This window comes from Pseudoalteromonas sp. S3260 (assembly GCF_005886925.1).
Lineage (GTDB): Bacteria > Pseudomonadota > Gammaproteobacteria > Enterobacterales > Alteromonadaceae > Pseudoalteromonas > Pseudoalteromonas tetraodonis.
This window is the reverse complement of sequence record NZ_PNCV01000043.1, coordinates 40,228-53,661: the sequence shown is the minus strand read 5'-3', so window position 1 is coordinate 53,661 and position 13,434 is coordinate 40,228. Positions and strand designations below refer to the sequence as shown.

Genomic DNA, 13,434 nt, shown 5'->3' with positions numbered 1-13,434 from the left:
ATTGCCCTGCATTTGTTGCAATTCTCCGGTACTTAATAAATCTCATCAATACAGTTACTAATTTTATTAGCATTGGCTAATAAGATGTGAGTGAAATAGGACGTTTTTAGCACCACTGGGCTAAGACTTTACAAGGAAATGTTATGAAATACACAACAATGGCTGCTGTGGCATTATTAATAGGTGGCTCATATTTAAGTGCAAAAACGACTTTATTTGACCCTGCACAGAGCATAACGGTTGAAACTTACAGCGATATATTCTTCAAATTAGAATCCTCTCCTGTCAGCATTAATGAAATTATTACCGGGGCGAGTCAATTTGCCGATAGCTTGTGTGATGAAACCATCTACCAAGAAGTAATTGGCGAATCGGTAAACTCATGTAAGCAAAAATTCAAACAATCTCAAGCACAATGTGCTGAGTTTATAATAAAAAGTAACGAGCCTATGTACACTGATAAAGTGGCTATAACACAGCTCTCTGAGAAGTTTATTAATTGCATGACCAATAGCTAAAATAGCACTTACAGTTCTTAATATATTAAAAGCGCGGCTCCTAAACTGAATGAGCATTGATGCTTGGATTTTTATTTAGCATATTCCACTGCGTGGTCTATGCTAAATTTTATTAATGCTCAAACGCCCAGTTTGCTTTAGGGAGTACAATGCAAGAAAATTTACTGAATTCAGTCATCAAAATAACAAAAAATAGAGATGTAGATTCTCTTGAATATAGTTTGATATCGACCATCCAAGAATTTATAGGCTGTAAAAAGGTCTTAGTTTATAAAGATATAGAATTTTAAGGCCAACTGACTATTGAGCAAAGTCTTTGCTTAAAAGTGACGGGTGAAAAGCAATTAGAGTGGGTACAACGACAAATTGTTGCACAGCCTGAGGATGAACTTCTATCGTGTTTACGCTCTGCCTGTATTATTACTGTTCAGTCTGCCGATGGAATTGAACGCCGTTGCCTCCCCATTACCCGCCAAAAAAACAGTTGCTGCCATTTCTGTGGTTTCAAAAAGTTTAGATAGTTCGGCTCAAGTGATGCTATATGCTTTTTGCCGCATATTTGAAAACTATTTAGTGATACTCCATGAAAACGAAAGAGATAAATTAACGGGTCTGTTAAATAGATAGACCTTTGAAGAAAATAAAACAGCTAATTGAAAAACAAGTATTAAAAATGCACGGCTCATCCCGAGATGAGGATAAAAGGCAACAAAAGCAGGCATCAACATCTTGGCTGGCTATTTTAGATATTGATCATTTTAAAAATATAAATGATCAATAAGGTCATATCTGTAAAGATGAAGTGTTACTGGTATTAGCGCAAAAAATGCGTCACTTTTTTCGCTCAACAGATTTAATTTTTCGTTTTGGTGGGGAAGAATTCGTGATTGTTTTTGAGCCCACAGATGCTGACTCAATCAGTAATAAAATGGCTGAGTTTATACAGCTCATTAGGTAATACATCGTTTCCTTTTGTTGAAAATATGACGATCAGTGCTGGTTTAGCGCGTATTAGTTCTTATGATTTTCCAATTGCAGTGCTAGAAAGCGCAGATAAAGCGCTTTATTATGCAAAAAATAATGGCCGAGATAAATTTTGTATCTATGAAGATTTACTTGCCGAGAACTTAATAAGTGTACAAGTTAATTTCTCAGAAATAGATTTATTTTAAACTACTGCGGCTGAGGATGGCTTCGCTGCACTTTTACTTTGGTTACTTGGTCGAGCTTTATAAAATAAACATTGCCGCCAATGCCTTTGAATTCTTCATCGGTAAAGGCGATGGTGTTGTCATCATAAAAGGTGATTGCCTCTTTTTGGGTTACAATACCTAAGTCAATTTTAAATACATCGCCAGAGAAAAACTTATCGCCTTTAAAGTTTTCAAACAGCCAAATACTGGTTGAATCTAGTAGTGCGAGCTTTTTTCTATCTGGGCTAAGTGCTGCGGATGTGATCCAGCAAAGCTTTTCCATAGTGGTGCACGTTTTAAATGAATCTATCAGCTGAGCATCAAAATTCGCTGCATGGTCGCCTACTTTGTAAACGTTAGTAATTCCATCGAATGGCTCTGTGCGATTTTTAGTAAACAAGTATAAATGTCGACCAAAAGCCACAAACGCTTCTAAGTCATAATTACGTTGATCAGGCTGTATTGGGCTGCCATCTAATTCTGGGTAGGTAAACTTTATAATTTCAGCTTCTGTTGTATTGGTTTTTATATCTATGGGGTTTTCTATTTTATAAATTGTTAGCCATTTACGTTCATTTTTATTATTACCAAAGTCGCCTAAAAAGAAATGACCAAACTTATTTTGCGTCATATCTTCCCAGTCTATATTTTTTGCATTCGTGACGAGTACTTCTTTTGCAATTGAACCATCGTCATTGAGCCTATAAAGCTTAGGCTCGTCGCCACTATCGTTAATAGCCCAAAGCCGTTTATGTTTATCAAACTCAATGCCTGAAATTTCTTTTAGTTTTGGGTCTACAGAGACCACCTTTTTACTATATAGTGTATAAATTGAACTGCCTACAACAGCCGTAATGATGCTAAAGACGATAACAGAAGTAATAAGGATGCTTTTTTTCAACATTGTATTTAAGTGTTCATTGGGTTGGCTCAGTAGATAGTTATTATCGCTGATGATGTTGTTAAGCTAAAGGTTTTTATAGTTTTAATGTAGTAATAAAAATTAATAAGTTTGTGTATAAGGACAAAAGCAAATTAATTAGCTGTTATGGTGTAGTTGGTTTAAAAGTTGCTCAGTTGAAGAGCTTACGTAAAAATCAATTTTAATGGTTAAAATTGCACCAAATCAGTGCGGTAAAATAAATAACGCACTGTAATAATGCGTAAATAAAGTTTTGATTAACTTTAAAGCTGTTTTTATGTGAATGAATGGATTCCACATCGCCTTTTTAAGCTGTTTGGCCTGTGGCAAAGATGAATAACCCTTATGGTTTAGTTGGAGCCTATTATGTTGAATAAACGCTTTTTTAAAACAAAAAATGAAGCAGAAGTAACCTTTGAATTTTCTCACCCAGATGCAGATGATGTCTGTTTACTTGGAGAATTTAATGATTGGCAGCCGGTGCCAATGAAGCACAACAAAAGGCTTGGCGTATTTAAATGCAAGCAACGTCTTCCCGTTGATAAAGAGTTTCATTTTCGCTATTTAATAAATGGTAAACAGTGGGATAACGATCATCAGGCAGATGGGTATATTGCTAATAATTTTGGTACAGAAAATAGTATAGTAAATACACAACGCATTAATTAAGGTCGCTGAATGGACGCACTATCGCAATTGTTTTATTTGCATGGTATTGGTTACGAATACACTAAGTATACGGGTGAACACGTTATATTTAGCGAAGACACCCGTAAATCTGCTTTGCACTGCTGTGGCGTTGACACACGTGATACGGCGCAAATAACCCAGTTAAATTATCAATTGGATGCGGCTACATGGTTAACACTCGCACCTGCTGTTAGCATAATAGATCAGGCTAGTAATGTGCTAAAGGTGCGTGTTAATGAAGCTGATACGCATCACAAAATTACATTAACTGTGGCAGAATTAAATATAAAGCTGCAATTTGAACACATTGCTCAGTATGCAGCATTAGGTGAGTACTTTGTAAATGGGTGTCGTTATATAGAAATAGCGCTACCACTGACGCATTTACCAACCGGCTATTATGATGCGTTATTAACGATGGGTGAGCAATCAGCTAAAACACAAATTTGGTCGACCCCTGAACAAGCCTACCAAATAGCGGATAAAAAACGCTTTGGCTTATCAATTCAGTTATATACATTAAAAAATAAAGCCGGACTCGGGATTGGCGATTTTAGTGATTTACTTGAGTTGGCAACCTTATGTGCAAAGCAAAATATGGACTATATTTTACTTAACCCATTGCACTTATTGTTTGTAGATAACCCTGAGTGCGCCAGCCCCTACAACCCAAACAATCGTGCCTTACTCAATCCGCTATATATCGCAATTAATTTATCGCCAGACAGCTTTAACAATCCGGATTTAACTAAGTTGTTATCTGCTAATACCTCAAGTAAATACAGCGACCAAGGTGTAGCCTTTATTGATTATAAAACGGTTACTAAGTGTAAATATGCTGCTTTTAAGCTGCTTTTTAAGCATTTTCAACAACAGGGCAGTCAAGCACGGCAAAACGAATTTAGTGCGTTTTGTAAACAGTACAGTGATGTACTGGCTCTGTTAGAAACCACAGAACCCACATTTGAATATTACCTCCAATGGCAAGCACACAGCCAACTTACGCAATGCCAACAGCATTGTATTGACCAAGGGATGGCGATTGGTTTAATCAATGATTTAGCGGTGGGCTGTGCTAATGAGGGCACTGAATTTAAATATCAGCAGGGATTATTTAGTCAAGATGCAACCCTTGGTGCACCACCAGATCCTTGGGCACCTAACGGCCAAAATTGGGGGCTGCCAGCAATAAACCCGCAGCGCCTTGCTGACAATAACTATCAGTTTTATCGCTCACTTATACGCGCCAATATGGATGCTGTAGGCGGGTTACGAATCGACCATGTAATGGCGATTAGGCGTTTGTGGTGGTGTTTCATAAACAATGATACCCAAGATGGCTGTTATGTGTACTACCCATTTGAGCATTTATTAGCAATTTTAAAAATTGAATCTCATCTTAATCAGGCCATAGTAATAGGCGAAGATTTAGGGGTTGTACCACCGGAGGTAAAAGAGGCACTGGTTGATAGTGGCATTTTCTCAAACAGCTTATTTTATTTTGAAAAACAACAAAATGATGAATTTGTAAATAGCGATGACCTTAGCGAGCAATGCCTGCTAATGATAGCCAATCATGATGTACCGCCATTTGTGGGCTGGTGGCAGCATAGCGATTTAAAAATTAAACAGCAGTATGGGCTGATTGATACTGATGAGTATCAGCAGTTAGTTCAGCAGCGAGAGCAAGAGCAACACCGGTTATTACGCTTTTTAAATCCACAAAACACTTCCTTTTCACTTAACACGGATGCTTTTGACGTTTATAGCGCTTTGGCTGTATGTTTAGCTAAATCGCCGTCTCGTTTATTTGCATTACAGCTTGATGATTTAGACAAGCAACACTACCCAGTCAATATTCCTGGCACCGATAAAGAGTATCCTAATTGGCGACGGGTACTCACACATACGTGCGACGATATTTTTAAAGATAATGCTGCTCTTTTGGCTGCAATACATTCAATAAGGAATGCGTAAATGGGCAGTACTAAAAATAGGGTATCAACGCAATTAGTTGATTATGACGCACAGGTAAACGCATTAACTGCAGGGCGATTTAAAGACCCGTTTAGTTTTTTAGGCGCGCACAACACCCAAAGTGGCACTGAAATACGCGTGTATTTGCCAGCGGCATTACGCGTCGAACTGTTAATTGATGGTCAAGTTATTAGCGCGTTACGCTATAAACACAGTGATTTATTTATCGCTGAGTTATCAAGCATGCCTAGCAGTATTTACCAATGCCAAGTTAGTTATGAAAATAGCGATGTTATATTTTACGATGAATACAGCTTCAGCAGTACATTGGATGAACAGGCTATGTATTTGTTTAACGAAGGTAGCCTTGAGCATGCTTATACTCACCTAGGTGCGCAATTTACTACACAACAAGGGGTAGATGGTGTTCGTTTTTGTGTGTGGGCGCCTAATGCCGCCAGTGTATCGGTTATTGGTGAGTTTAATTTTTGGCAAGCGAATCGCCATTTTATGCGATTTCATCCGGCAAGTGGGGTATGGGAATTATTTATCCCGGGTTTAAGTGCAGACATGTGCTATAAATTTGCTATTACTACGCTCAGTGGCGAGGTTTTAGATAAAGCCGATCCTTTTGCATTTAAAATGCAGCAAGCACCGGGCACTGCCAGTATATTACAGTACAAACCAGCGCCTATTTTACTAAGTGAACAAGCGATTATAAATCGCCAAAAGCGTAATCATATTGATGCGGCTATCAGTATTTATGAAGTGCACTTAGGCTCCTGGCAACGCGCTGAGCATAACCGTTACTTAAGCTACACCGAGCTTGCAGATAAGCTTGTAGGTTACGTGATTGAAATGGGGTTCACGCATTTACAACTTATGCCGATCAGTGAATACCCGTTTGATGGCTCTTGGGGTTATCAGCCAGTAGGGCTGTTTGCCCCTACGAGCCGCTTTGGTGATTACAACAGCTTTAAATACTTAATTGAACAATGTCATAAAGCTAACATAGGCATATTACTTGATTGGGTTCCTGGGCACTTTCCAAGCGACCCACATGGCTTACATTGCTTTGATGGCACCCATTTATACGAACACGCTGATATGCGCCAAGGGTTTCATCCTGATTGGAACACCTATATTTATAATTATGACCGCCCTGAAGTAAAAAGCTTTTTAATTTCTAATGCGATGTATTGGCTTAGCCAATTTGGCATAGACGGACTGCGTGTGGATGCGGTGGCGTCAATGCTTTACCTTGATTACAGTCGTAAAGAAGGACAGTGGGTAGCTAATTGTTATGGCGGTCGAGAAAACTTAGGGGCGATAGAGTGCCTAAAACAAGTGAACTTACGCAGTTATAAAAATAACCCCGGCATTATGATGGTGGCTGAGGAGTCAACGGCTTGGCCTGGGGTCACGCAAAGTGTTGAACACAATGGCTTAGGTTTTGGCTATAAATGGAATATGGGCTGGATGAATGACAGCTTAGATTATATGCAGCAAGATCCGTTATTTAGAAAATATCACCATCATAAAATGACATTTTCTATGGTGTATGCATTTAGTGAAAATTACATTTTACCGCTCAGTCATGATGAAGTGGTGCATGGCAAGGGATCACTACTAAACAAAATGCCCAGTGACGATTGGCAGCAGTTTGCAAACTTACGTGCTTATTATGCGTTTATGTGGGCACACCCAGGTAAAAAATTACTGTTTATGGGCGCCGAAATAGCACAGCGTAAAGAGTGGGATCATGACCATTCACTAGACTGGCACTTGCTTGAGCATCAAAGCCATCAAGGGATTCAGCATACGGTTAAACGCCTTAATCAAGTGTATCAAGCGCATCCATCTTTATATGAGCTTGATAGCTGTGCAACGGGCTTTTCATGGATAGATAATAATAACAGCCAGCAGAGTATGTTTAGCTTTATTCGTTATGCTAAAAATGCTGACCACTTTATGGTTATTGTCGCTAACTTTACACCAACGGCTTATCAACACTACACCTTAGGTGTGCCAGCGAAGGGCACATATAAAGTGGTATTAAATACCGATGAGGTCTGCTTTTTTGGCTCAGGTTATCTTGTCACAGAGGATAAAAACCAGCTTATCCATTCAGTCGTTCAGCCAAGTCATGGGTTTGATCACAGTATTACAGTTAATATTGGCGGCTTAACCACACTTTACTTAGAAAAGGTGAATGATGAGTAATTGCTTTGAGGTTACTCAGGGTGTGCCTTTGCCACTGGGTTCGAGTGTACAAAACCAAGGCGTTAATTTTGCCTTGTATGCCCCTAATGCAAGCCAAGCTTTTGTGTGCTTATTTGATAAAAGTGGTCATACAGAAATATTAAAAATAGCCATGAATATTAATGAAGGCGGCGTATGGAGCATTCACATAGCCCCATTAAGCACAGGCGCATTGTATGGCTTTAGGGTTGATGGCGAATACAGCCCAGAAAAAGGCATGTTATTTAATGAGCATAAATTACTGATTGATCCGTATGCAAAAGACTTGTTTAACGAATTTACTTGGAGCGAACGTCATTACGGGCAAATGCCCATTGGCACTAAAAGCGTGGTTAATAATGCGATAGATATGCCTAAATCAAAAGTGACTGCGCCGGTTGCTTATTCAAATAATAAGCCACAGCATAGTTGGGCCAATACCGTTATTTATGAGTGCCATGTTAAAGGTGCCACCTGTCGCCATCCTGATATCCCTAAAGCGCTACAAGGGACATTTTTAGGTTTGAGTCATCCCAGTTTTATTGATCATTTAAAAAGTTTAGGGGTAACGGCTATTGAGCTTTTGCCTGTGCATGCTTTTATAAGCGAACAGTTTTTAACCGCTAAAGGACTGCAAAATTATTGGGGCTATAATAGTCTTAATTTTTTTACTCCTCATAAAGACTATTTGGTTAATGACGATATAAACGAATTTAAACAAATGGTTAGTGAGTTACATCGCGCCAATATTGAAGTTATTTTGGATGTGGTATACAACCACACCGCAGAGGGAGGAAATGATGGCCCTATTTTATCTCTGCGAGGGCTCGACAACCTGACATATTATCGCACCATTGAGGGGCAACCCAATGTTTATATTAATGATACAGGGTGTGGCAATACGTTAAATATCGATCACCCTAAAACCTTACAATTGGTACTCGACAGCTTACGTTACTGGGTTGAAGTTATGGGCGTTGATGGCTTTCGATTTGATTTAGCCACCATTTTAGCGCGTTCAAATACGGGCTTTAGTGCGTCTCACACCTTTTTACAAGCAATTGCCCAAGATCCTGTGTTAAATAAAGTGAAACTGATCAGTGAGCCGTGGGATATAGGCCCTGGTGGTTATCAGCTTGGTGCATTTCCTTCACCTTGGCGAGAGTGGAACGATCAATATCGTGATGTGATTAAACGCTTTTGGCAAAGTGAAAAAGGCATTATTAGTGATGTGGCAAAGCGTTTACATGGCTCGTTTGATATTTTTGAACACAGTAACCGAGGCCCGCTAAATAGCATTAACTTTATTACCAGCCATGATGGGTTTACGTTAGCCGACTTAGTCAGTTATGAGCAAAAACATAACCAGGCCAATGGTGAAAACAACCAAGATGGCCATAGCGCTAATTATTCGTTTAACTGCGGGGTTGAGGGATTTACCAGCGACCCAGAAGTAATGAGTTTGCGCTTACAACAACAAAAAAACTTTCTACTCACCTTATTACTCTCCAAAGGCGTGCCAATGATAGCCGCTGGCAGTGAGATGGCGCACTCGCAAGGCGGTAATAATAACGCTTATTGTCAAAATAATCGCACCAGCTGGCTTGCCTGGAAAGACTCACAACTGAATCATACATTGATTCAGTTTATTGATGATGCGCTAAAAATCAGGCGTGGTCACAGTGCATTTAAACACAGTGTGTTTTTGGATGATATTGATGAGCGCTTCACCGTTAAGTGGTTTACCGAGCAAGGTAAAAAAATGGATGAAACACATTGGCATGAAGATACACGGCAATTTTTAATGTATAGCTTACTTGATAAGCAAAATAAGCATGCGTTATTGATTATTCTTAATGCTAGTAAACAGCCTGTGGTCTGCCAATTACCACAATCGCCCATTATCGCGCCATGGACGTTAGTGTTATCAAGTGTAAATAACGCATCATCTGTTATTCAAGAAGATGCAACCGTGAATATTTCAGCACAAAGTAGTTGGGTTTTTAGTGCCAATTTAGAAGGCGATGATTATGACTAAGCAAGACGAGCAAGTGTGTGTAGTAAAAGGCTGGCAAGCAGGCCCAGTGATAGACGAAAGTACTTTAAGTGATGATTTAACACGGCACTTTTATTACACCTTAGGGCGTGATGTGGTGGGCGAGTCACAGCTGTATTTGTATCATGCATTAGCACTGACGATCAGAGACCGATTAGTGGCACGCTGCAGGGAAACCAATCAACAAATAAAACAACAAAAACGCCGTAAAACAGCCTATTTATCGTTAGAGTTTTTAATGGGCAGAGCGCTGGGTAATGCAGTATTAAATCTAGATTTAGAATCACAAGTTACAAAGGCACTGCAAGCTTACTGTACTGAGCTTGAAAGTGTGGAACAAGCTGAGCATGATGCCGGTTTAGGCAATGGCGGTTTAGGGCGACTAGCGGCTTGTTTTTTAGATAGCTGTGCCAGTTTAGCGCTGCCAGTGGTCGGTTACGGTATTCGTTATGAATATGGTATGTTTAATCAGTCAATAAAAGAGGGTAATCAGGTTGAGCAACCAGATAACTGGTTACGAGAAGGTCATCCTTGGGAATTAAGCGCACCGGAGCAAGCTAAACGGGTTAAGTTTTCTGGTTATGTACAAAGCTACACCGATAAATTTGGCCGTGAGCATCGCCAATGGATCAGTTCTCAAGATGTATTAGCAGTGCCTTATGATGTACCTATTCCGGGCTATAAAAATAATATTGTTAATACCCTTAGACTTTGGAAGTCTGAAGCAACGGACGAATTTAATTTAACAGAATTTAATGCCGGAAGTTATTCTGAAGCAGTAGCACAAAAAAATCTCGCTGAGCAAATAACCATGGTGTTGTACCCTAACGACAGCAGTGAAAATGGTAAAGAGCTGAGATTACGTCAACAATACTTTTTATCATCTGCAAGTATTCAAGATGTACTTACACAATGGATTGAACAATACGGTAATGATTTTACTGAATTTGCTCAGCATCATGTGTTTCAGCTTAACGATACCCACCCAAGTATTGCGGTTGCCGAGCTGATGCGAATTTTAGTTGATGACCATGAACTGGATTGGGATCAGGCATGGAATATCACCACCAAAACCATGGCTTACACAAATCATACCTTACTACCAGAGGCATTAGAGAAGTGGTCGGTATCGTTATTTGCTAAATTATTACCGCGTATTTTAGAGATTATTTATGAAATTAATGCCCGCTTTTTAGCCGAGGTGGCCATGCATTGGCCAGGTGATGTGCAAAAACAACGGGATTTATCATTAATTGAAGAAGGGGGCGAGCCGCAAATACGTATGGCCTTTTTAGCCATTGTCGGCAGTTACTCTGTCAATGGTGTGGCAGCGCTACATACGCAGTTATTAACCGCGGGTTTGTTTAAAGATTTTTACGCGCTATGGCCTGATAAATTTAACAACAAAACCAATGGTGTTACTCCACGGCGCTGGCTTGCATACTGCAATCCGAGTTTAAGCCAGATCATTAGCGAAAAAATAGGCAAAGACTGGATAGGTGATTTTGCACAAATTGGCCAATTACGTCGTTACTACGATGACCCGCAGTTTCATATAAAGTGGCAGCAAGCAAAACAGCAAAACAAACAACGCTTAGTTGATTTAGTAAAACAAAGATGTGGCGTAGAGTTTGATATCAATATGCTATTTGATGTGCAGGTAAAACGTATTCACGAATATAAGCGCCAGTTACTTAACATTTTACACGTTATTCATTTATATGACCGCATACGCCGTGGCGACACACAAGGCATGGTGCCTCGTTGCGTTTTATTAGGTGGTAAAGCAGCACCGGGTTACATGATGGCTAAAAAAATCATTAAACTCATTAATAATGTTGCTGAGGTGATCAATAAAGACCCACAGGTATCTGCTTTTCTAAGAGTCGCGTTTTTACCTAATTATAATGTCACCGCCATGGAAACCATTTGCCCTGCAACGGACTTATCGGAGCAAGTATCAACCGCGGGCAAAGAGGCCTCAGGTACCGGCAACATGAAGTTTATGATGAATGGCGCGCTAACAATAGGCACACTAGATGGCGCTAATATCGAAATACGTGACGCTGTTGGGGCTGAGAACTTTTTCTTATTTGGCGCACAAGCTGAGCATATTGACGACATAAAAGCGTATTATAACCCCAGTGAAATAATTGCGAATAACCCTGATTTGAATAGTGTGATGCACTTACTCGAAAGTGGCCATTTCAATCTATTTGAACCTGGCTTATTTGGCGATGTGATTAATGGCATTAAAAGTAACAACGATCCTTGGTTAACCGCTCATGACTTTGCCAGCTATATAGCTGCGCAACGTGATGTTGATAAAGCCTATGCAGATCAAACATACTGGACTCAAATGAGTATTTTAAATACTGCCGCCAGTGGCTCATTTTCTAGTGACAGAACAATTAGTCAATATTGTGATGATATATGGCATTTAACTCCACTAGATACCACACACCAAACAGTAAAAACAAACACTGACACTAACAGCTGACACTAAACGGAGAGAGTAATATGCCCAGTTATGCAAATCGTTATATAAGTAATTTAACAAGAGAAACCTACGCTTTAATTCTTGCCGGAGGTCGCGGTTCTCGCTTGCATGAGCTAACCGACTGGCGTGCTAAACCCGCCGTTTATTTTGGTGGTAAACATCGTATTATTGATTTTCCACTATCAAATTGCATTAACTCAGGTGTGAGACGTGTCGGAATTGCAACGCAATATAAATCACACTCACTGATTCGCCATGTAAATCGAGCGTGGGGGCATTTTAAAAAGGAATTAGGTGAGTCAGTTGAAATATTACCTGCGTCACAGCGCCATGGTGATGAATGGTATTGCGGTACTGCCGATGCGGTATTTCAAAATATGGATATTATTCGCCATGAGTTACCTAAATATGTGATGATTTTATCTGGCGACCATGTGTATCGTATGGATTATGGCGGGCTGTTGGCAAAGCATGTAGAAAATGGCGCCGACATGACGGTATGCTGTTTAGAAGTACCGGTTGAAGAAGCTGCGGGTACCTTTGGTGTGATGACGGTTGATGAAGAAAGTCGTGTACGTCGGTTTGACGAAAAACCTGCCGAGCCCAGCTCAGTGCCTGGTAAACTAGGCACCTGTTTAGCATCAATGGGAAATTATGTATTTAATACTGAGTTTTTATTTGAGCAGCTACAAAAAGATGCGCAAACAGAGGGCTCAGGGCGTGATTTTGGCCATGATATAATTCCGGCTATTATTGAAGAGCATAATGTGTTTGCCTACCCGTTTAGAGATCCCGCACAAGTAGGACAACCCTATTGGCGCGATGTGGGAACTCTAGATTCGTTTTGGGAAGCAAATATGGAACTGGTTATGCCAGAGCCTCAACTGGATTTGTACGATCCTACTTGGCCAATTTGGACTTACCAAGAGCAGCTTCCTCCTGCCAAATTTATTTTTGATGATGATGATCGCCGAGGGATGGCGGTTGACTCAACGGTGTCGGGTGGGTGTATTGTTTCCGGCTCTTTAGTGAGAAAATCATTATTATTTTCTAATGTACATATTCGTTCATATTGTGCCATTGAGGAGTCGGTCATTTTACCCGGTGCTATTGTAAATCGAGGGTGTAAAATTAAGCGAGCAATTATAGATAGAAGCTGTGAGATCCCACCTGGATTAGAGATTGGTTTTGATCGTAAAACCGATGAAGCCAATGGATTTCGGGTATCAAAAAAAGGGATTGTATTGGTCACCCGCGATATGCTGATGAAGTTAGACAATAAGTCACATCGTTAATAAATAATAATTAAAAGAGCAAGGCGAAAGCCTTGCAGCAAA

General features: G+C 39.9%; 8 protein-coding genes and 1 pseudogene. 8 read left to right on the top strand and 1 reads right to left on the bottom strand.

Annotated elements, in window-relative coordinates:
* Window positions 1–143 precede the first annotated feature (143 nt).
* Both CWC14_RS08845 and CWC14_RS19975 read left to right on the top strand, forming a co-directional pair.
* A complete protein-coding gene (locus CWC14_RS08845; RefSeq protein WP_138562440.1) occupies window positions 144–518 on the top strand; it encodes a hypothetical protein in 375 nt (124 codons plus the stop codon).
* 296 nt (window positions 519–814) lie between these two features.
* Window positions 815–1,690: pseudogene (locus tag CWC14_RS19975) on the top strand (GGDEF domain-containing protein).
* Between the two features lies 1 nt (window position 1,691).
* On the opposite strand, the gene CWC14_RS08835 reads toward CWC14_RS19975, so the two are convergent.
* Window positions 1,692–2,615 (bottom strand): hypothetical protein, encoded by a 924-nt coding sequence (locus CWC14_RS08835; protein ID WP_028834784.1) that lies wholly within the window; start codon window positions 2,613–2,615, stop codon window positions 1,692–1,694.
* A gap of 384 nt (window positions 2,616–2,999) precedes the next feature.
* On the opposite strand from CWC14_RS08835, the gene CWC14_RS08830 reads away from it, so the two are divergent.
* From CWC14_RS08830 to glgC, 6 genes are read left to right on the top strand one after another with little or no spacing between them, the layout of a single operon-like run.
* On the top strand, window positions 3,000–3,302 hold the full coding sequence (locus tag CWC14_RS08830) for an isoamylase early set domain-containing protein (RefSeq protein ID WP_076921800.1): 303 nt from the start codon (window positions 3,000–3,002) through the stop codon (window positions 3,300–3,302).
* 9 nt (window positions 3,303–3,311) lie between these two features.
* Complete coding sequence (gene malQ, locus CWC14_RS08825; RefSeq protein ID WP_024600885.1) at window positions 3,312–5,300, top strand: 4-alpha-glucanotransferase; 1,989 nt, start codon at window positions 3,312–3,314, stop codon at window positions 5,298–5,300.
* Window positions 5,301–7,523 (top strand): 1,4-alpha-glucan branching protein GlgB, encoded by a 2,223-nt coding sequence (gene glgB / locus CWC14_RS08820; protein ID WP_024600884.1) that lies wholly within the window; start codon window positions 5,301–5,303, stop codon window positions 7,521–7,523.
* Window positions 7,516–9,579, top strand: coding sequence for a glycogen debranching protein GlgX (gene glgX, locus CWC14_RS08815; protein WP_051385847.1), 2,064 nt, complete (start codon window positions 7,516–7,518; stop codon window positions 9,577–9,579). The genes glgB and glgX overlap by 8 nt, the downstream gene beginning before the upstream one ends.
* A complete protein-coding gene (locus tag CWC14_RS08810) occupies window positions 9,572–12,097 on the top strand; it encodes a glycogen/starch/alpha-glucan phosphorylase (protein ID WP_138562438.1) in 2,526 nt (841 codons plus the stop codon). Before glgX ends, CWC14_RS08810 begins: the two co-directional genes overlap by 8 nt.
* Before the next feature lie 20 nt (window positions 12,098–12,117).
* On the top strand, window positions 12,118–13,392 hold the full coding sequence (gene glgC, locus CWC14_RS08805) for a glucose-1-phosphate adenylyltransferase (protein ID WP_138562436.1): 1,275 nt from the start codon (window positions 12,118–12,120) through the stop codon (window positions 13,390–13,392).
* The last annotated feature ends 42 nt before the right edge of the window (window positions 13,393–13,434 follow it).